Source organism: Actinoplanes solisilvae, from assembly GCF_003999975.1.
GTDB lineage: Bacteria > Actinomycetota > Actinomycetes > Mycobacteriales > Micromonosporaceae > Actinoplanes > Actinoplanes solisilvae.
The window spans coordinates 580,935-599,631 of sequence record NZ_RJAC01000002.1 but is presented as its reverse complement, the minus strand read 5'-3'; the positions used below and the strand labels follow the sequence as shown (position 1 = coordinate 599,631).

Annotated in this window: 18 protein-coding genes and 1 pseudogene; 9 read left to right on the top strand and 10 right to left on the bottom strand. The window is 71.2% G+C overall.

The window, feature by feature from the left end; translation table 11 throughout:
• The first annotated feature begins 11 nt into the window (after positions 1–11).
• Complete coding sequence (locus tag EER30_RS09745; protein ID WP_240669919.1) at positions 12–698, top strand: tetratricopeptide repeat protein; 687 nt, start codon at positions 12–14, stop codon at positions 696–698.
• Here EER30_RS09745 and EER30_RS09740 read toward each other — a convergent pair.
• The 3 genes from EER30_RS09740 to EER30_RS09730 are packed head-to-tail and all read right to left on the bottom strand — an operon-like array spanning position 688 to position 3,394.
• Complete coding sequence (locus EER30_RS09740; protein WP_127499989.1) at positions 688–1,704, bottom strand: lysylphosphatidylglycerol synthase transmembrane domain-containing protein; 1,017 nt, start codon at positions 1,702–1,704, stop codon at positions 688–690. The genes EER30_RS09745 and EER30_RS09740 overlap by 11 nt on opposite strands.
• A 41-nt stretch (positions 1,705–1,745) precedes the next feature.
• Positions 1,746–2,870 (bottom strand): TolB-like translocation protein, encoded by a 1,125-nt coding sequence (locus EER30_RS09735; RefSeq protein WP_127499988.1) that lies wholly within the window; start codon positions 2,868–2,870, stop codon positions 1,746–1,748.
• Entirely contained in the window at positions 2,867–3,394 is a 528-nt protein-coding gene (locus tag EER30_RS09730; protein ID WP_127499987.1) for a SigE family RNA polymerase sigma factor, read from the bottom strand. The genes EER30_RS09735 and EER30_RS09730 overlap by 4 nt, the downstream gene beginning before the upstream one ends.
• A 364-nt stretch (positions 3,395–3,758) precedes the next feature.
• Here EER30_RS09730 and EER30_RS09725 point away from each other — a divergent pair, with 364 nt between their 5' ends.
• The 3 genes from EER30_RS09725 to EER30_RS09715 all read left to right on the top strand — a co-directional run bounded on the left by EER30_RS09725 (position 3,759) and on the right by EER30_RS09715 (position 7,434).
• Positions 3,759–5,072: an NAD(P)/FAD-dependent oxidoreductase gene (locus tag EER30_RS09725; RefSeq protein ID WP_127499986.1), complete on the top strand. Its 1,314-nt coding sequence runs from the start codon at positions 3,759–3,761 to the stop codon at positions 5,070–5,072.
• A complete protein-coding gene (locus EER30_RS09720) occupies positions 5,056–6,546 on the top strand; it encodes a DHA2 family efflux MFS transporter permease subunit (RefSeq protein ID WP_127499985.1) in 1,491 nt (496 codons plus the stop codon). The genes EER30_RS09725 and EER30_RS09720 overlap by 17 nt, the downstream gene beginning before the upstream one ends.
• Positions 6,547–6,714: 168 nt before the next feature.
• Positions 6,715–7,434, top strand: a complete 720-nt coding sequence (locus EER30_RS09715; protein ID WP_127499984.1) for a LamG-like jellyroll fold domain-containing protein — start codon at positions 6,715–6,717, stop codon at positions 7,432–7,434.
• Here EER30_RS09715 and EER30_RS09710 read toward each other — a convergent pair.
• Positions 7,431–8,099: a type 1 glutamine amidotransferase domain-containing protein gene (locus tag EER30_RS09710; protein WP_127499983.1), complete on the bottom strand. Its 669-nt coding sequence runs from the start codon at positions 8,097–8,099 to the stop codon at positions 7,431–7,433. The genes EER30_RS09715 and EER30_RS09710 overlap by 4 nt on opposite strands.
• A 69-nt stretch (positions 8,100–8,168) precedes the next feature.
• Between EER30_RS09710 and EER30_RS09705 the strand changes: the two genes are divergently transcribed.
• On the top strand, positions 8,169–9,017 hold the full coding sequence (locus EER30_RS09705) for a LysR family transcriptional regulator (RefSeq protein ID WP_205650152.1): 849 nt from the start codon (positions 8,169–8,171) through the stop codon (positions 9,015–9,017).
• Here EER30_RS09705 and EER30_RS09700 read toward each other — a convergent pair.
• A pseudogene (locus EER30_RS09700) lies at positions 8,977–10,128 on the bottom strand (glycoside hydrolase family 18 protein); the annotation flags it as partial. The gene EER30_RS09705 and the pseudogene EER30_RS09700 sit on opposite strands and share 41 nt — an antisense overlap.
• 187 nt (positions 10,129–10,315) lie before the next feature.
• Between EER30_RS09700 and EER30_RS09695 the strand changes: the two are divergent.
• From EER30_RS09695 to EER30_RS09685, 3 genes are all read left to right on the top strand, one after another.
• Positions 10,316–12,433, top strand: coding sequence for an alkaline phosphatase family protein (locus tag EER30_RS09695; RefSeq protein WP_127499981.1), 2,118 nt, complete (start codon positions 10,316–10,318; stop codon positions 12,431–12,433).
• 7 nt (positions 12,434–12,440) lie between these two features.
• Positions 12,441–13,562 carry a hypothetical protein gene (locus EER30_RS09690; RefSeq protein ID WP_127499980.1) on the top strand — a complete coding sequence of 374 codons (1,122 nt, stop codon included), beginning with the start codon at positions 12,441–12,443 and terminating at the stop codon, positions 13,560–13,562.
• 67 nt (positions 13,563–13,629) lie between these two features.
• Positions 13,630–14,604, top strand: coding sequence for a Dyp-type peroxidase (locus EER30_RS09685; protein WP_127499979.1), 975 nt, complete (start codon positions 13,630–13,632; stop codon positions 14,602–14,604).
• Here EER30_RS09685 and EER30_RS09680 read toward each other — a convergent pair.
• The 5 genes from EER30_RS09680 to EER30_RS09660 form a co-directional block, all read right to left on the bottom strand.
• A complete protein-coding gene (locus EER30_RS09680; protein WP_127499978.1) occupies positions 14,597–15,217 on the bottom strand; it encodes an HAD-IA family hydrolase in 621 nt (206 codons plus the stop codon). The two genes, EER30_RS09685 and EER30_RS09680, sit on opposite strands and share 8 nt — an antisense overlap.
• 130 nt (positions 15,218–15,347) lie before the next feature.
• Positions 15,348–15,962, bottom strand: a complete 615-nt coding sequence (locus EER30_RS09675; RefSeq protein WP_127499977.1) for a hypothetical protein — start codon at positions 15,960–15,962, stop codon at positions 15,348–15,350.
• Between the two features lie 53 nt (positions 15,963–16,015).
• The gene (locus tag EER30_RS09670) at positions 16,016–16,693 is read right to left on the bottom strand and encodes a DedA family protein (protein WP_127499976.1); all 678 of its coding nucleotides are present in this window, start codon (positions 16,691–16,693) and stop codon (positions 16,016–16,018) included.
• A 22-nt stretch (positions 16,694–16,715) separates the two neighbouring features.
• Positions 16,716–17,063, bottom strand: coding sequence for a DNA polymerase ligase N-terminal domain-containing protein (locus EER30_RS09665; protein WP_127500265.1), 348 nt, complete (start codon positions 17,061–17,063; stop codon positions 16,716–16,718).
• 68 nt (positions 17,064–17,131) lie between these two features.
• Positions 17,132–17,944 (bottom strand): RNA polymerase sigma factor SigF, encoded by an 813-nt coding sequence (locus EER30_RS09660; RefSeq protein ID WP_127499975.1) that lies wholly within the window; start codon positions 17,942–17,944, stop codon positions 17,132–17,134.
• 337 nt (positions 17,945–18,281) lie between these two features.
• Here EER30_RS09660 and EER30_RS09655 point away from each other — a divergent pair, with 337 nt between their 5' ends.
• Positions 18,282–18,695 (top strand): ATP-binding protein, encoded by a 414-nt coding sequence (locus EER30_RS09655; RefSeq protein ID WP_127499974.1) that lies wholly within the window; start codon positions 18,282–18,284, stop codon positions 18,693–18,695.
• The last annotated feature ends 2 nt before the right edge of the window (positions 18,696–18,697 follow it).

The following is an 18,697-nucleotide window of genomic DNA, read 5'->3' as shown; positions in this document are numbered from 1 at the left end:
ATCATCCCGATGTGACCGCCAACCCCCTGCGGACCAGGGACGCGCCGCCGACGGCGCGCCCCCTCACCGAAGCGCGCGCGTTCAGCGGCCCCACCGAACTGGCGATCGCGCAGTCGGCCACGCTCTTCGAGCAGCTCGAGCTCGGTCGGGCCGTAGCGACGCTCCAGCCGGCGCTCGCCGCCGCCCCGGACGCGGCCGAGGGCTGGATCCTGCTCGCCCGGCTGCAGCTCGCGCTCGAAAACGTCGAGGAAGCGCTCAACGCGGCCGACCACGCCGTGCAGCTCGACCCGAGTGATCCGCGGCCGCTCGCGCTGGCGAGCCGCGCGCTCACCGTGCTCGGCCGGCACGAGGAGGCGGTCACGATGGCCTACCGGGCCGTCATCGCCGACCCGCGCAACGCGCTCTGGCACGACCGGGTCGCGTGGGCCCTGCTCGCGGCCGACCGGCAGATCTCCGACGCTGAGCAGTCCGCCCGTACGGCCATCGGGCTCGACCCGACCGAGGCGCACTACTACTACACCCACGGCGTGACGCTGGACGCCCTCGGCCACGTCGACCAGGCCCGCCAGGCGCTGCTCACGTCGCTGAGGATGGAGCCCGAGAATCCGATCGCCCAGCGCCGCCTGGCCCAGCTCAACGGCGTCGCCGAGCGACCGCCCGAGGTCAAGAAGCGCGGCTGGCGGCTGTTCAAGCGCTGACGCGGTACTTGTAGCGCAGGCCCAGCCAGACCAGCCAGCCGAGACCGATGATGAAGCCGAAACTGATCAGGCGGTAGAGCACGACGGCGGCGACCGCGTGCGCGCCGCCCAGGCCGCCGGCGACCAGACCGAGCACCAGGGCGGCGTCCACCACCCCGAGCCCGCCGGGCACGATCGGCACGCTGGCCGCGGCCATGCCCGCGCAGTAGGCGATGACCAGGCTGACCGGGCTGATCTCGCCGACCCCCACCGCGACGCAGCACAGCCACAGGCAGAGCGCGTCGAAAAGCCAGTTGAGCAGCGCGAGCACGACGGCGACGGCGAAGTTGGCCGGGTGCACGCGCACCTCGCGGAGCTGTTCGACGAAGCCGATCAGCCGGGCGTGGCCGTGCTCGGGCGGGCGTTTGCGCAGCCGGTTGACCCCGCTCAGCACGGCGCGGACCGGGCGGTCCAGCGCTTGGGGGTGCTCGGCGAGTTGACGTACGCCGAAAGCGACCACCACGGCGGCGACCGCGTAACCGGCGAGGGAACGCCAGCTTCCGGTGTTGCGGGCGAGCAGGCCCCCGACCGCGCCGATCACCACCAGCGCGCCGGTCGACAGCACGCCGCTGAGCGTGACGCACCACGAGGCGACGGCCGGCGAGGCGCCATAGCGGCGGAGCTGCTGGAAGTTGAACGTCGTCGAGAAGACCGGGCCGCCGGGCAGGGTGGCGCTCAGCGAGTGCGCGGCGTACGCGGTGGCCACGTGCTTGCGCATGCTGACCTTGGTGCCCGCCCCGTGCAGCAGCGCGCGCTGCATGCGGGCGTACGAGCCCATCGAGATCAGCTCGACCACGAGCGCGGCGGCCACCCACTTCCACTGCGGTTCGCGTAGCTGGGTCAGCGCCCCGGTCAGCGACGACCAGCCGAGCACCAGCTCGACGCCGAGCACGGTCACGACGAGCACGGCGACGGCCGGCCCGCGGCGCCACCACGGAGCCGGGACGGTCTGTTGCGACAACGCCATCGAGATCATGGTCGCATCCGCCGCGGGGACGGTGCGGGCGTTCAGCGGGTGTAGGCCAGCAGATCCAGATCTCGTACGCCGCTGGGCTCGATCGCGCGTACCAGCAACTCGTTGTCGGGCCCGAAGAGCCAGAGCACGGTCCCGCTGTCGTCCGCGGTGCGTACGAGCAGGTTGCCGTCGGGGTCGAACACCGTGCCGATCACCGTGCCCTCGACCGGGAGCACCTCGGGCCGGCCGGTGGCGGTGTCGATGACAGTGTCGGCGGTGTCGTCGGTCTGCAGGGGCACGGTCACCCGCTCGCCGGTGGCGTCGACGCTGGTCGGCTTGCAGGCCGAGACCTCGCCCGGCACCGCCACGGAGGTTTCCGCCGCGGCGTCGTCGGCCGAGAGCTTCAGGTCGCACGACGACGTCGCGTACACGAGCTTGTTGCCGTCGCCCGACCACCGGAAGTGCTGCCCGGTGGCGAGGCTGCTGGGCAGCGGTGTGATCGTTCCCGTTCCGAGGTCGAGCACGCCCGGTGCGGCGGCGTCGATGAGCAGCCGGTCGCCGGCGGGGGACCAGACCGGGGCCTGGTCGGCGTCGGCCACCCCGTCGGCCACCTGCTTCGCCTCGCGGCCGCTCTCGCTGACGAGCAGCCGGCCCTCGGTGACGAAGGCGATGCGACGGCCGTCGGGCGAGACGCCGACCGAGGAGGGCGCGTCCGCCAGCACGACGTCGCTCTCGCCGCTGGAGGGCGACAGGCGGACGATGTCGCGACCGGAGTAGAAGACGTGTCCCGGCAGGTCGGCCAGCGTCAGCGAGCTCGGTTCGGCCGGGGGGATCGCCACCTCGGATCTCTTCTCGGGCGCGGGCTGGTGGGCCGCCTCGGTCGGTCTCTCCGGCCCGGGCCGGGACACCGTGGCAGTCGGCGCCCTCGACGGTCCGGACGACGGGCCGGGTTGCGAGGCGGCGGCGACCGGGATGTCGTGCTGCTCGGTGTGCGGTAGGCCCCACAGCCCGCTGACCAGCACGCCGATCACCACCACGGCGGCGCAGGCGCCGATCGTGGCCTCGCGGCGGGCGATGCGGCGCGAGCAGCCGAGCGCGCGTTCGTAGAGGTCGGTGGGCTCCGCGACGTCGGCGAGGTCACGCAGCGCGCACCGCAGGCGGTCGTCCTCGGCGGTCATCGGCCCGGCTCCGGCATCTCGGTGAGCACCCGCAGGTCGGGCAGGAGCGCGCGCAGCCGGTCGAGGGCGCGACCGGTCTGGGTCTTGACCGTGCTGACCGACACGCCCAGCAGCTTGGCCGCCTCGGCCTCGGTGTGGTCCTCGAAGAAGCGGAGCACGATCACGGCGCGCTGCTTGGCGCTCAACGTGAGCAGGGCGCGGCGCAGCACGAGGCGCTCGACGGCCGACTCGGCGTGGTCGTCGGCGCCGTGGTTGCGGTCGGGTTCGAAGTCGGCCGGCAGCACCTCGGCGACCTTCGGGCGGCGCCAGATCGACACCTGGGCGTGGTACATGACCTTCCGGGCGTACGCCTCGGCGTGTTCGGTGCGGTCGAGGCGCGCCCAGGCCCGGTGGGTGCGCGCGAGGGCTTCCTGCACGAGGTCTTCGGCGAGGTGCTGATCGCCGGTCAGAAGGTACGCCGAGCGCAACAATGCGTGGGTCCGGGAGCGGACGAAATGCGCATAGTCGGCCTCACGGGCGTCCATTCGAGGGTGTCCGTTCGAGGGGGCGGGGGAGATGTGAGCGTACTCAAGCGGATCAAGCACCGCGCTGCCGACCACGTCTCCCCCTCCCCTCTCAAGCGGCCGGGCGATGCCACCCCGTGTGGGCACCGACCGGCCGCGCCGCCGTGCGACGCCTCCCCGTGAGGGCATCGTCCGGCGCCGTACTAGACGCGAGGACGTCGATGGATGGACGACGGCCGTTCGGCCGAATTCGAATATCGGCCGAACGGCCGACCACGCGATGTCACGCCGCTCACATCGCAGGTCAGACGGTTTTCGGTAGCGTCGGTGGGGCAACGGTTCTGCTCGGCGGGCGTTGACGGCGCCCTGGACGGAAGGACCCGCCATGGCACGCCCCCGCATCGTGATCGTCGGAGCCGGTTTCGCCGGTTTCGCCGCGGCCCGCACCCTGACGAAGCTCTCCCGGGGCGGCGCCGAGATCGTCGTGGTGAACCCGACCGACTATTTCCTCTACCTCCCGCTGCTGCCCGAGGTGGCGGCCGGGATCCTCGAGCCCCGGCGGGTCACCGTCTCGCTGCAGGCGGCGCTGCCCGGTGCGCGCCAGATCCTGGGCCACGTCGACCGCTTCGACCTCGGCAACCGCACGGTCACCTATCGCAACCCCGACGGCCAGTCCGGCACGATCGGTTACCACCGCATGGTCATCGCGGCCGGCAGCGTGAACAAGCTGCTGCCCGTGCCCGGCGTGACCATGTACGCCCACGGCTTCCGCGGCATCCCCGAGGCGCTCTTCCTGCGCGACCACATCACCCGCCAGATCGAGCTCGCGGTCAACGCCGCCTCCGAGGAGGAGCAGCGGGCCCGGTGCACCTTCGTCGTGGTCGGCGCCGGCTACACGGGCACCGAGGTGGCGGCCCAGGGCGTGCTCTTCACCCGGGCGCTGACGGCCGACCGCCCCGAACTGCGCGACAAGGTCCGCTGGATCCTGCTCGACACGGCCGACCGGGTGCTGCCCAGCCTCGACGAGCGGCTCGCCGTCGCCTCCGACGAGGTGCTGCGCTCCCGCGGGGTCGAGCTCATGCTGGGCACCAGCGTCAAGGAGGCCACCGAGGCCGGGGTTCACCTGTCCACGGGAGACTTCGTGGTCACCCGGTCGCTGATCTGGTGCGTCGGCGTGCGCCCCGACCCGATGGTCGCCGACCTGGGCCTGCCGTTGCGCGAGGGCCGCGTGGTGGTCGACGAGTTCCTCACCGTGCCCGGCTACCCCGACGTCTACGCGATCGGCGACGCGGCCGCCGTGCCCGACCTGACCCGCCCCGGCGAGATCACCGGCATGACCGCGCAGCACGCCAGCCGCCAGGGCGTGGTCGCGGCGAAGAACATCGCGGCGTCGTACGGCGACGGCAGCCGCAAGCCGTACAAGCACTATGACCTTGGTTTCGTGGTCGATCTGGGCGGGCTCGACTCGGCGGCCAACCCGCTCGGCGTGCCGCTCTCGGGCTTCCCGGCCAAGGTCGTGACCCGCGGCTACCACCTGCTCTCGATGCCCGGCAACCGGGTGCGCGTGGCCGCCGATTGGCTGCTCGACGCCGTGCTGCCTCGCCAGGGAGTCCAACTAGGACTCGTGCCCGGCCGATCGGTGCCGTTGGACAGCGCGTCCCCTGAGCTAGAGGAACAACCACGTGTCAGCAGCAACTGAAGCGACGTCCACCGACGCGAATCCGCGCCGCTGGGTCACGCTCGGCGTCATCGCGCTCGCCCAGCTCATGGTGGTCCTCGACGCCACCATCGTGAACATCGCCCTGCCCAGTGCCCAGCGTGAGCTCGTCATCAGCGACGCCGACCGGCAATGGGTCATCACGGCCTACACCCTCGCCTTCGGCGGCCTGCTGCTGCTCGGCGGCCGCATCGCCGACTACTGGGGGCGCAAGCGCACGTTCATCGTGGGCGCGCTCGGCTTCGCGGCCGCGTCGGCCATCGGCGGCCTGGCTCAGAACGGCCCGATGCTGTTCGGCGCGCGGGCGCTGCAGGGCGCGTTCGGCGCGCTGCTCGCTCCCGCGTCGCTGGCCCTGCTCACCGTGCTCTTCGTCGAGGCGAGAGAGCGGGCCAAGGCGTTCGCCGTCTACGGCGCCATCGCGGGCGGCGGGTCGGCGGTCGGTCTGCTGCTCGGTGGCGTGCTCACCGAGTACGCCGACTGGCGCTGGTGCCTGCTGGTCAACATCCCGATCGCCATCCTCGTGCTGTTCCTGGCGCTGCCACTGGTGCCCGAGAGCAAGGCGACCGGCAACACGAAATACGACCTGCCAGGGGCCGTGGTGGTCACGCTCGGCCTGGTGGCCCTGGTCTACGGCTTCAACGAGGCGGCGAAGCCCGACCGAGGCTGGAGCTCGCCGGTCACCCTCGGCTGCATCTTCGGCGGTCTGGCCCTGCTGGCCGTCTTCGTGCTGATCGAGCGGCGCGTCCGCAACCCGCTGCTGCCGCTGCGCATCGTGCTCGAACGCAACCGCGGCGGGGCCTACATCACGTCGATGCTGGTCGGCGCCGGGCTCTTCGGCGCGTTCCTCTTCCTCACGCTCTATCAGCAGAACGTGCTCGGCTACACGCCGCTGAAGGCGGGCTTCGCCGCGCTCCCGGTCACCGTCGGCGTGCTGATCTCAGCCGGCGCGGCCAGCAACCTGATGCCGAGGATCGGTCCGAAACCGCTCATGGTGGTCGGCCCGATCCTGGCCGCGGGCGGCATGTTCTGGCTGCGCTTCGTCGACCTCGACACGTCGTTCTGGGGTCACCTGGCCTGGGCGCAGCTGCTGCTGGGTCTCGGCCTGGGCTTCACGTTCGTGCCACTGTCGAGCCTGGCCCTGATCGGCGTGCCCGAGCACGACGCGGGTGCGGCGAGCGCGGCCCTCAACGCGACCCAGCAGGTCGGCGGATCCCTGGGCACGGCCCTGCTGAACACCATCGCGACGAGCGCCATCACGGCCTATCTGGCCGCCCATGTGGCCACGACACCGGCGCAAGGGGAACGCAACGGCCTGCTCGCCCAGTTGGACGGCTACACGATCGCGTTCACCTGGGCGGCGATCATCATCCTGGTCGCCGCCGGGGTCTCGGCCCTTCTGATCCAGGCGCACAAGGAGGATCTGCCGGCCGAGCCGGCAGCCGCCCACGCGGGCTGAGGCCGCTACCCGACGCGGGAGGCCCGCCCACGCGAGTGGTCGCCGCTACCCAGCGCGGCTGAATTTAATCCCCTTTCGGGGGTTATCAACCCTTTCGAGTGGGTGGGCTCGCGCGGGGGTCCAGGCCACCCAGTCATTGACAAACCGTTTACAAGCCATAATTCGGGCATGCGATCTTGCTGGTTCGTAGGGGTGGTCCTCGCCGTGGCCGTGGGCGGGACCGCGCCCGCGGCGGCGGCCGAGGTGGACGCGCCGGGCGTGATGATGGCCCGCTACGCGTTCAACGTGCGGTCCGCCTCGATCGTCGACGAGTCGGGCCGCGGGCACACGCTGCGCGTCATCTCGGGCCACGGCGGTACCGTGCGCCACGTCGTGCACGGGCAGGGGTCGGCGCTGCTCTTCCCGGCCCGCTGCGTGTCACGGGTCTGCCCGCACGTGGCGCTGCAGACGCCGTCGACCCCCGACCTGAACCCGGGCCCCCGGAACATCTCGTACGGCGCCGACGTGTTTCTGCGGCCGGGCCAGACGAGCAAGGGGCAGAACGTCATCCAGAAGGGCTACTCGTCGACGAGCAGTCAGTGGAAGCTCCAGATCGACGGCGCGGCCGGCCGCCCGAGCTGTGTGCTGGTCGGCGACCGGCCGCGCCACATCAAGATGGCCACCAGTGCCGTCACGGTCGCGGACAGCCGCTGGCACCGGATCCGTTGCTCCCGGGCCGGCGCTTGGCTGTCGATCCACGTCGACGACGTCATGAGGGGCCGCATCCCCCTGCCGCCGGGGCTCTCAGTCACCAACAACCGCCCGATGAGCATCGGTGGCAAGGGGGCCTACGCCGACAACGACCAGTTCAACGGCGCCCTCGACAACGTCTGGGTGCAGGTCGGCTAGCTCAGTGCCTCGAGCATCGCCTTGGCGACCCCGGGAGCACTCTGCGGGTTCTGGCCGGTGACCAGACGGCCGTCGCGCACGACCTGGGGCTGCCAGTCGGCGGCCGGGCGGTGGTCGGCGCCCAGCTCGCGCAGCCGGGTTTCCAGGGCGAACGGCACCACGTCGGTCAGCCCGACGGCGGCCTCCTCCGCGTTGGTGAAGCCGGCGACCGCGCGGCCCGCGACCAGCGGCTTGCCGTCGGCCAGCACGACGTCGACCAGACCCGACGGGCCGTGGCAGACCGCGCCGACGACGCCGCCCTGCTCCCACACCGAGCGGACCAGCGTGGCCAGCGGCGCCGAGCCGGGGAAGTCCCACATCGTGCCGTGGCCGCCGGCGAGCAGCACGGCGTCGTAGCCGGCCGGGTCGGCGTCCTGCGGGCGGCGGGTCGCGGCCAGGTCGTCGGCCGCCTCGGCCAGGAAGCGCCGCTGGGCGGGGTCGGACTGGTCCTCGCCGTCGCGCGGCGGGGTGCCGCCCGCGATCGAGAGCAGCTCGACCTGGTAGCCGGCGTCGACGAATTCGACCCACGGGTGGGCCGCCTCGGAGACGTAGTAGCCGGTCGTGCGGCCGGTGTCGCCGAGCTGCTCGTGGCTGCTCAGGACGATGGCGATCTTTTTCGTAGACATGCGGCTATCGTCCGCCGGGCCGAGCCATCGGACAAATAGCGGCTTGTTGTCACTACCATCAGAATTTCTATGGACCTTGACCTGCTGCGCACCTTCCTCGCCGTCTACCGGGCCGGTTCGATCACCGCGGCCGCGCGGCGGCTCGGTCTGTCCCAGCCCACCGTCACCGCCCAGCTCAAAGCGCTCGAAGCGGCGACCGGCCGTCCGCTGTTCACGCGGCTGCCGCGCGGCGTCACGCCGACCCCGGCCGGTGACCTGCTGGCCCGCCGGGTCAGCGACCCGCTCGACCAGCTGGCCCGGGTCACCGAGCTCGATGAGCCGGCCGGACTGGCCGCCGTCGTGCACCTGGGCGGCCCGGCCGAGTTTTTGACCGAGGTGGTGCTGCCCGCCCTGGCCGCCCTGGTCGCCGAGGGGCTTCAGCTCCGCGTCACCTTCGGCCTGCCCGACGAGCTGGCCGCCGGCCTGCGCGACGGCGCGATCGACGTGGCGATGCTCAGTCAGCGGCCCCGGGTGCGAGGGCTGCACGTCGAGGCCATCGGCGACGAGGACTTCCTGTTCGTCGGCCCGCCGGGTGGCACGGTCGAGGCGCCCCTGATCGCGTACGCCGAAGATCTGCCGATCATCCGGCGCTACTGGCTCAGCGAGTTCGGGGAACGTCCGCCCCGGGACGCGGCGGTCGTGGTGCCGAGCCTGCTCGCGGTGCGGGCACTCGTGCTGGCCGGCGCCGGGTGCAGCGTCCTTCCCGAATACCTGGTCGCGGACGACCTCGCGGCGAGCCGGCTGGTGCGGCTGCACGAACCGGCCCTCGGCCCGCTCAACACGGTCTACCTGGCGACCCGGGCCGGCGAGCCGCCGACGCCGGGTCGTGACCGGGTGCTCAGCGTGCTGAGGGCGACAGGCCTTCCGACACCGCGTTGAGCAGCTCAGCCTGCGGCGTGTCGCCCGAGAGCTCCCATGCGAACGCGCCTCCGAGAGCCTTGCCGCGGGCGTACGCCATCTTGGTCTTGATCGTCTGCGGGGTGTCGTAGGACCACCACTGGGAACCGCAGCGCGCGTAGGCGGTGTCGGCGACCGTGCCGGTGGGCGGGCAGCGCTTGATCAGGACTTTGTAGTCCTCGAGGCCCTTCTCGTGCTTGCCCGCGGCCGGGCCGTCCGCCGCGCCACCGGGCTCGTCGGCGGTGACCCCGGTCCACCCGCGACCGTAGAAGCCGATCCCGAGCAGCACCTTCGACGCGGGAACGCCGAGTTCGAGCAGCTTGTCGACCGTGGCCGACGTGTGGGCCGTCTCGCGCGGGATGCCGGGGTAGGCGGCCAGCGGCGAGTGCGGGGCGGTCTTCTGCACCTTTTGCGCGTCGTCGCCGCCCGCGCCGAAATAGTCGTACGTCATCGCGCTCAGCCAGTCCGCGGAGCCCGCCGCCGCGCGATAGTCGGTCGCCGCCAGCTTGCCGACGTCGGCCGGCACCGCCGCAGTGATCACCGCGTCCGGCCCGAACGCCGAGCGCAGCGAGCCCAGCACCCGGCCAAGCGCCTCGGGACCGCTCTTGTCGCAGGTCACGCCGCAGGCGTTCGGATACTCCCAGTCGACGTCGATGCCGTCGAAGACGCCCGACCAGCGCGGATCGGTGAGCAGGGCGTGGCACGACGCGGCGAACGCCTGCGGGTCGCGGGCCGCCTCGGTGAAGCCGCCCGACCCGGTCCAGCCGCCGAACGACCAGAGCACCCGCAGGCCCGGGTGTTTCTGCTTGAGCTTGCGAAGCTGGCCGAGGTTGCCGCGCAGGGTCGCGCCGGCCTCGTCGGCGACGCCGTCCACGCTCTGCGCCGCGTCGATCGGTTTCTCGTAGTCGGCCCACTTGTCGGCCGCGGTGCATGTGCCCTTCGAGAGCTTGCCGAAGGCGTACAGCAGGTGGGTGAGCTTGCCCGCCGCGCCGCTGGTGTCCAGGTCTTTCACCTGGAAGTCGCGGGCATAGACACCCCACCCGGTGAAATAGCCGACGACCTTGGGGGCGGGGGCCGGCTCGGGCTCGTCGGGCGTTCCACAAGCGGCGAGACCGAGCAGGATAAGGATGATCAACGCGAATCGGGCATGCACCGCTCCGAAGCTATCCGTACGGGACAAGTAAGCCGTAAGTGATCACTCGTCCGGGTACCCGGGCCGGGACCGGGTGATTCCCCGCACGGTCGTCCACCTCGGGCCTGGCCTGTGCGATTGTTTTGCGGTGGCCATCAGCCCCCACGAGCCCACCGACGTCCCCACTCTCCGGCGCTGGCGTGCGGAGTTGCGACCCCTGCTGACCTGGCGCCGCGTCCTCAACCGGTTCCGCGCCGTGCTGCGCAGCGCGCTGCTGACCTTCGTCGTGCTGACCCTGACGCTCTGGCTCATGCCCGGCGTGGCCAGCAACGACATCGTCGACACCCTCGGCCTGGTCGTGGTGGTCGCCGCGGTGGGTGCCGTACTGCGCCCGCTGCTGCTGGCCGGCATCGTCGCGCTCGGCGGCTGGGGCGCGATGCTGCTTGGGGTCGTCGCCCAGGTCGTGGTCATCGTGGTCGCGCTCGAGATCGACCCGGCCAACCGGATCAGCGGACTGCCCTCGCTGGTGATCACCGCGATCCTGGCCGTCATCTTCGCCGCGATCGTCGACTGGATGGTTGACAGTGGCACCGACGACACCTTCGTGCGCGAGGCCAAGCGGCTCATGCGCGGAGTGCGCCGCCGGCAGGCCCGGCTCGGCGGCGGCCCGTTCCTCACCTTCCGCCGCCCGAGCCAGGGCACCGAACCGGGCCTGCTGATGGTGCAGTTCGACGGCCTGTCCGAGCCGGTGCTGCGCTGGGCGGTGCGGGCCGGCAACCTGCCCACCCTCGGGCACTGGCTGCGCTCGGGCAGCCACTCGATGCGCGGCTGGCACACCGGCCTGCCGTCGACCACGCCCGCCTCGCAGGCCGGCATCCTGCACGGCGCGACCCGGCAGATCCCGGCCTTCCGGTGGTTCGAGAAGGACACCGGCCAGCTCATGGTGACCAACCGCCCGCGCGACGCGGCGATCCTCGAGCCCCGGCTCAGTGACGGCCGCGGGCTGCTGCGCGACGGCGGCGTCAGCATCGGCAACGCGTTCAGCGGCGACGCCGCGGTCAGTCTGCTCACGGTGAGCCACGCGGCGCTGCCGGGACGGTCAGCGCGCGGCTGGGCGGCGTTCATGGCCTCGCCGTACGGCTTCACCCGCGCCCTCGTGCTCGGCGTCGGCGAGGTCCTCACCGAACTGCACCAGGCCCGCCTGCAGCGCCGCCGCAACCTGCTGCCCCGGGTGAGCCGCTCCGGCGCGTTCCTGGCCCTGCGCCCGGCCTCGATGCTGCTGCGCGACGTCAACGTCTCGCTGATCGCTGAGCAGATGGCCCGCGGTGCCCCGGCGATCTATTGCGACCTGGTCGATTACGACGAGGTCGCCCACCACGCCGGCCCGGCCCGGCCCGAGTCGATGCGCCAGCTCGAAAGCCTCGACCGCATGCTCGGCGTGCTCGAACGGCTCGCCCCCGAGGCCGCCCGGCGCTACCACCTCGTCGTCCTCTCCGATCACGGCCAGAGCCAGGGCTCGACCTTCCTGCAGCGCTACGGCGAGACCCTCGACGAGGTGGTCGAGCGCTTCTCCTCGCCCGACAAGGCCGACGCGCCCGAGACGCCGGCCGAGTCCGAGGCGACCCAGGAGCCCGACTTCCCCGAGCCGCCGATCGCCCCGCTGATGGTGGTCGCGTCGGGAAACCTGGCACTGGTCTATCTGACCCGCTATCCCGAACGGCTCGACCGCGCCGCGATCGACCGGGCCTATCCGCGGCTCGTCCACGGCCTCGCCGCCCATCCGGGCATCGGCCTGGTCGTCGTGCAGACCGAGCACGGGCCGGTCGCGCTGGGCGGCTCGGGCAGCCACCGGCTCATCGACGGCGCCGTCGAGGGCGTCGACCCACTGCTGCCCTACGGCCCGCGCGCCCGGCACGACCTGCTGCGCCACCAGGAGTCCGCGCACATCGGCGACCTGGTGCTGATCAGCTGCGTCGACCCGCTCACCGAAGAGGTGGCGGCCTTCGAAGAGCTGGTCGGCTCGCACGGCGGGCTCGGTGGCTGGCAGACCGACGCGGTGCTCGTGCACCCGGCGCGCTGGCCGGTCAGCGAGCCCGAGATCGAGGGCCCCGACGCGGTGCACCGCCAGCTCGTCGAATGGCTGGCCATGCTCGGGCTGCGCACCCAGACGCCGGCCGCCGACGAGACGCGCGCGCTGGAGCGGGAGGCGCATGAGTCTTTTGAGGAGAGCGAGATCCCGAGACTTTCCCGGACGCACGACGGTTAGGCACTTTGTGCCTCGTCTTCCGCTCGTCCTGCTCGCCGTGATCGCCCTGCTCGTTCCGGCCTCCGCCGCCCCGGCCGTGGGCACCCGGGCCAAGTCGTCCGCGCCCACCTTCAACGGCGGCGTCTACGCGATAGCCCACCGGGGCGCGACGGTCTACGTGGGTGGCGCGTTCACCACGGCGACGGCCGGTGGGCGCACCTATCCGCGGGACCGGATGGCCGCCTTCGACTCACGCACCGGCAAGCTGCTCGACTGGGCGCCCCGCGCCGACGGCGTCGTACGGGCCCTGGCCGCCACCCCCGACAGCGTCTACGCGGCCGGCGACTTCCACCGCGTGAGCGGCCAGAAGCGTGACTCCCTGGCCCGTCTTCACCCGACGAGCGGCGCCGTCGCCTCGTTCCGGCACACCGTTTCCGGTACGCCCTACGCGCTCGCGACCGGTAACGGCCGGCTCTATCTGACCGGCAGCTTCAACGAGGTGACCGGTCAGCGACGGGCCAACCTGGCTGCCTTCTCGCTGGCGACCGGCGTGCTCGACCCGCGCTGGCGCCCGGCCGCCGACGACACCGTGCACGCGATCGCGGTCGCCGGAGCCCGGGTAGTCGTCGGGGGAGGGTTCCACACGGTCAACGCGGTAAAGGGCACGCTGCGGCTCGCCACGATCAACGGCGTCAGCGGGGGAGTCGACCCGGCGTTCAAGCCCCGGGTCCCGGCCGAGGTGCGGTCGATCTCGCTGGACCCGGCCGGCGTGCACGTCGCGACGGCCGGCGTGGGCGGACGGGCGATCGCCTACAGCTATGCGGGCGCGCTGCGCTGGCAGCGGGTGTTCGACGGCGACGCGTCGGCCATCGTTACCACGGGCGGCATCACCTATGTCGGCGGGCACTTCGACAGCGCCTGCCTGACCGAGCGCAACGGCCAGAAGGGCGGCTGCGTCGACGGCTCCCGGCCACGCTTCAAGCTCGCCGCGGTGACCGCGAGGGGGCAGCTCACGGAGTGGGCGCCGAGGGCGAACGGGGTGATCGGCGTGCGGGTGCTGGGCGTCAACCATGTGGCCGGCACGATCGAGGCCGGCGGCGACTTCACGACCATCGACGGCAGGGACCGCCGGCGGTTCGCCGCGTTCTAGGTGATCTCATGGTCAGCCCGATCACTCATGGGTCCATAACCGGTCCGGGTTCAATAAACTGCGGCTCATGACCGCGCCCCGATCCGTCGGCCCGACCGTCTCCTCGCAGGCCGTGCTGGCCCCGCTCACCGACGCCGCGATCTTCCTGGTGGCGACCGTCCGCCCCGGCGGTGAGCAGGCCGTGCGCGATCTGCTCGAAGACATGAGCGCGTTGCAGCGTACGGTCGGCTTCCGGTTGCCCGCGGCTCAGCTCTCCTGCGTCACCGGCATCGGCTCCGACCTGTGGGACCGGCTCTTCGACGGCCCGCGCCCGGCTCAGCTCCACCGGTTCCGCTCGTGGAAGGGCCCCAAGCACGTCGCGCCCTCGACGCCGGGTGACCTGCTGTTCCACATCAGGGCCGGTCAGATGGACGTGTGTTTCGAGCTGGCCAGCAAGATCGGTGAGCGGCTGCGCGGCGCCGGCGACATCGTCGACGAGACGCACGGCTTCAAATACTTCGACGAGCGCGACCTGCTCGGCTTCGTCGACGGCACCGAGAACCCGAGCGGTGCCAAGGCGATGGAGGCGGTGGTGATCGGCGACGAGGACGAGGCGTTCGCCGGTGGCACCTATGTGATGGTGCAGAAATACATCCACGACCTCGAATCGTGGAACGCGCTGAAGGTCGAGGACCAGGAGGCCGCGATCGGCCGCCGCAAGCTCGACAACGTCGAGATCCCCGACGACGACAAGGCGCCGAACTCGCACCTCGCGCTCAACGTCATCGAGGACGCGGACGGCAACGAGCTCAAGATCCTGCGCGACAACATGCCGTTCGGCTCGGTCAGGGAGGGCCAGTTCGGCACCTACTACATCGCGTACGCCGCCACGCCCGATGTGCCCGAGCTGATGCTGCGCCGCATGTTCATCGGTGAGCCGTACGGCACCTATGACCGCATTCTCGACTTCTCGACCGCCCTGACGGGGTCGCTGTTCTTCGCGCCCACGGCCGACTTCCTCGACGACCTGCCGGACGCGCCCGCCACTCCCGCTTCTAGCTGAGGGCGGCGGTCAGGTCCCGCAGGGAGGCGAGGCGCAGGTCGCCGTCGAGTCCGCGGAGGGCGGCGGTGCGGGCCCCGGCAGCGCGACCGGCGGCCAAGCCGACCTCGGCGTCCTCGACCACCAGGCAGTGGGCCGGGTCGACGCCGAGCAGCTCGGCGGCGCGCAGATAACCCTCCGGGTCGGGTTTGCCGGCGGCGATGTCGTCGGTCGTCACCAGCACCGGCGCGACGATGCCGGCGGCGGCCAGCCGGGCCTTGGCGAGCCGGGCGTCGGCGCTGGTCACTACCGCCCAGGGCACGCCTGTGCGGGTGAGCAGTTCAATAAGCTTGTTCGCGCCCGGTGTGGCCACCACATCTGACAAATCGTCGTATTGGAGTTCGAGCTGGCGCGCCGCGGCCACGACCCGGGCGCCCTCGTCGAGGTGCGGCAGCAGCTTGTTGACCGTGGACGCGCTCGGGCTGCCGTGCGCCATCTCGTACGCCTCCCGGCCGTCGACGTCATATTCGGCGGCCCAGGACAGCCACGAGCGTAGGACCGCGCCGTCGGAGTCGACCAGTGTGCCGTCCATGTCGAACAGGATCGCTCGCACGGTGGTCACGTCGAACGCGTTCATGTCGAACCTCCCGGGGTCTTCGCGACCATTCTGCGCGGACGCATGTGCCGGGTGAATCGAGGGCGGCCCTCTGTCGTACGGGAGAGAACCGCCCTCGTTGCGGTTGTGGGACCTGGGAAGGCGTACGAAATCAGGAAGTGCTCTTTCGGGGTTGGCGTCGCCGAGTCGTAGCGGGTGCCGGAGTCTCGACCACGGTGGTGGTCTTGCGGGGAGCCCGGGTGCGAGTGGCCGTGGTCCCGGCCGCCTTCGCCGCGGTCTTGCGTGCTGCGGTGGCCCGGGCCGGAGCTCGCGAGGAAGTCGCCTTGGCCGGCGCGGCGGGCGTCTCCTCGGGCGTCTCCTCGGGTGCGGGTGGCACGACGGCCGGCAGCGCCGGACTCACCGGAGCCTGCACGGGCTTGGCCGAGCGATCCCGCTCCTTTTCCCGCCGCAACAGGTCGGACAGCAGGGACTTGTCGTACTTCTCCTCGACCGAGGCGGCCTTCGTCTGGGCCTTCTCGGCGCGGGTCACCGCCTTGCGGTGCGCCTTCTCGAGCCGGTCCTTGTCGCGGGCTTGAGTTTTGAGCGAGCGCTTGAGCCGCTTGGACTCGGCCTCGGCGTTGCGCAGTGCCTGGGTCTGCTGCCGGGTGAGATCGGCGTTGGTGCGCAGCCGGTTCTCCAGCTCGGTCACGGTCGTCCTGGTCCGCTCGGCGGCGGCGGTCGCGGCCGCGGATTGCTCCCGGCGTCGGTCGAGCTGCTTGTTGGTCACAGCTTCTCCTTCCGTGTTTTCTTCCGCCTACCCCGGTCGGGCCTGTGCAACCGTCAGGGAACTGTGTCTGGCACCGCTTCTTTGGCCGTCTGCTCGGCCTGACGCGCGCGGCGGCGGCGGATGTGCCGGATGTGCAGCGTGATGTAGCCGCCGACGGCGAGTACACCGATCACGATGGCCCACCATTTGTACCGGTGGGCGTGTTCGATGATCTCGACGAGGTTGGCGCCGAGCAGATAGGCGACCGTGGTCCAGAGGCCGACCCACAGGGCCGCGCCGACCGTGTTGTAGATCAGGAACGTGCGCCAGGGCATCTTGGTGATGCCGGCGATCACGCCGTTGAACTGGCGTAACCCGTCGATGAAGCGGGCGACCAGCACGATGCGCCCGCCGCGGCGGGCGAAGAAGCCCTCGGCGCGGGCGAGCCGTTCGGGGGTGAGGAACACGTATTTGCCCCAGCGCAGCGCCACCTTGCGGCCGCCGCGCACCCCGATCCAGTAGCCGATGTTGTCGCCGAGCACGGCCGCGACGAACGCGATGGCCGCGACGGCGAAGATGTTGAGGCGGCCGGCACCGGCGTAGATCGCGGCGGCAACCATGATCGTTTGACCCGGCGCGGGGACCCCGAAGCTCTCGACCCCGATGACTCCCGCGACGGCGAGGTAGCCCCAGCGGTCGAGGATCGGGGCGACACCGTGCAGGAATCCCGGGAGGTCGGCAACAGGAGGCATCGGGTCAACGGTAGCCGGATGTTCACCGAGGTTGGTCCTTGGTGCGGTGCAGGAGCCAGTTCACGCCGTCGGTGTGGATCAACGCGTATCGGTGCGCGCCCATGCGTCCGTGCAGCACGAACACGATTCTCTTGTCGTTGCGATCCTCTTGCTGCCACCAGCCGGTGTCCGCGATCGACTTGTCCGTGTCGGTGTAGGTGAGGTGGTCAAGTCCATGATCAGGGACCGCGACGGCCAGCCGGTTGCGGGCCGGATCGGTGGGCAGGCCGCGCGGAACGGCCCACGAGCGAAGCACGCCGTCCTCCTCGAGCCGCAGGTCGAAATGCGGCCGCGGCTTGCGGTGATCATGCAGGACGAATGCGGGCTCCATCACGTCTGGCGGAAACTACTCGTGGCCGGCCCGAACCGGGCCGGCCACGAAGATTCGGGGACCACTTGCTACAGCGTGTCGGCGGCGAGCTGACCGCGCAGCTTGGTCAGCGCCTTGGTGAGCAGCCGGGAGACGTGCATCTGGGAGATGCCGATCTGGTCGGCGATCTGCGACTGGGTCAGGTTGCCGTAGAACCGCAGCGTCAGGATCTTCTGCTCGCGCTCGTCGAGGGTCGCCAGCGCGGGGCCGAGGGCCACGCGGGTCTCGGCGAGCTCGTACTCGTAGTCCTCGCCGCCGAGGGTGTCACCGAGCTCGGTGGTGCCGTCGGCGCTGATCGGCGTGCTGAGCGAGGTCGCGTTGTAGGCGCGGGCGCCCTCCAGGCCCTCCAGCACGTCTTCCTCGCTGACGCCCAGGTGGGTGGCGACGTCGGCGACGGTCGGCGAGCGGCCGAGGCTGTGGGTCAGGGTGCTGTTGGCCTCGGTGATCGCCAGCCGCAGCTCCTGCAGGCGGCGGGGCACACGCACCGACCACGTACGGTCACGGAAGTGGCGCTTGATCTCACCGATGATCGTGGGGATCGCGTAGCCGGCGAAGTCGACGCCGCGCTCGGGGTCGAACTTGTCGACCGCCTTGATCAGGCCGACGGTCGCGGTCTGCACCAGGTCGTCGGTGGGCTCGCCCCGGCCGGAGTAGCGGTGGGCGAGGTGGCGGGCCAGCGGCAGCCAGGCCTCGATCGCCCGGTCGCGCAGCGAGGCCCGCGACGGGTGGCCGACCGGCATAGCGGCCATCGCGTTCAGCAGCTCGGCGGCGCTGTCGGCGGGCGCGTTCGCGGACGCCGGAAGTGTCTCAGCGGGGCTGGTGGTGGTCTCGGTGACGGTCATGTCTGTGGTCCTCCCTGGCACCTGTCCGGAGAGCCGGTCCCTCAGAAATCGTGGGACCCGGGTCGGTCGGGTGTTCCTATCAACTGGTCGACAGTGATCGATCAGATCGCCGTCACCGCGCATGCTTAGGCCGTTCGGATAAGACCAACCTAGCTGAGAGGACGAGAAAAGCCTAGCCGAAAGTATGAGTTACTTTGCGTGATAGCAAATATACGTAGCGGATCTTGACAAAGATCGAACTCCCTGGATCGCGTGAGGGACGGATTAGCCCGTACGGCCCTTGTGGTGACCCGCACGGGCCAGTGTCAAACCTGAGGCCGCGGGGAAGATGGAGCACATGCCTGCCCTGCGTCCCTCCGCTCCCGCCCCGGACGCCGACGAGCTGCGCTGCTGGACTCTCGCCACGTTCGGCGAGTTGCGGGGTCTGCGGGCCTCGCTCCGCGAGACGATCGAGTCGCACAGCGTGGAGATCGACGACCTGTTCGACAAGATGGCCGTGGTCGCCACCGAGCTGGCCACGAACGCGCTGCGGCACGGGCTGCCCCCGACCGAGGTGCGGCTGCTGCGGGCCGGCGACCACCTGATCCTCGACGTCGCCGATCACGACCTGGGCACGCTCCCCGAGTTCGACGAGGACCGCCCGCTCGGCGCCGGCGGGCTGGGGCTGCAGCTCACGAAGACCTTCGCGATCGACGTCGGCTGGTATGCGACGAACGCGACGAAGCACGTCTGGGCCAGCTTCCCCGGTTGAAT

Bases quoted from the DNA above. Each gene is read 5' to 3' on its own strand.
- EER30_RS09740 (WP_127499989.1), bottom strand. From the start codon at position 1,704: ATGGCGTTGTCGCAACAGACCGTCCCGGCTCCGTGGTGGCGCCGCGGG.
- EER30_RS09735 (WP_127499988.1), bottom strand. From the start codon at position 2,870: ATGACCGCCGAGGACGACCGCCTGCGGTGCGCGCTGCGTGACCTCGCC.
- EER30_RS09730 (WP_127499987.1), bottom strand. From the start codon at position 3,394: ATGGACGCCCGTGAGGCCGACTATGCGCATTTCGTCCGCTCCCGGACC.
- EER30_RS09725 (WP_127499986.1), top strand. From the start codon at position 3,759: ATGGCACGCCCCCGCATCGTGATCGTCGGAGCCGGTTTCGCCGGTTTC.
- EER30_RS09715 (WP_127499984.1), top strand. From the start codon at position 6,715: ATGCGATCTTGCTGGTTCGTAGGGGTGGTCCTCGCCGTGGCCGTGGGC.
- EER30_RS09710 (WP_127499983.1), bottom strand. From the start codon at position 8,099: ATGTCTACGAAAAAGATCGCCATCGTCCTGAGCAGCCACGAGCAGCTC.
- EER30_RS09705 (WP_205650152.1), top strand. From the start codon at position 8,169: ATGGACCTTGACCTGCTGCGCACCTTCCTCGCCGTCTACCGGGCCGGT.
- EER30_RS09685 (WP_127499979.1), top strand. From the start codon at position 13,630: ATGACCGCGCCCCGATCCGTCGGCCCGACCGTCTCCTCGCAGGCCGTG.
- EER30_RS09680 (WP_127499978.1), bottom strand. From the start codon at position 15,217: ATGAACGCGTTCGACGTGACCACCGTGCGAGCGATCCTGTTCGACATG.
- EER30_RS09670 (WP_127499976.1), bottom strand. From the start codon at position 16,693: ATGCCTCCTGTTGCCGACCTCCCGGGATTCCTGCACGGTGTCGCCCCG.
- EER30_RS09665 (WP_127500265.1), bottom strand. From the start codon at position 17,063: ATGGAGCCCGCATTCGTCCTGCATGATCACCGCAAGCCGCGGCCGCAT.
- EER30_RS09660 (WP_127499975.1), bottom strand. From the start codon at position 17,944: ATGACCGTCACCGAGACCACCACCAGCCCCGCTGAGACACTTCCGGCG.
- EER30_RS09655 (WP_127499974.1), top strand. From the start codon at position 18,282: ATGCCTGCCCTGCGTCCCTCCGCTCCCGCCCCGGACGCCGACGAGCTG.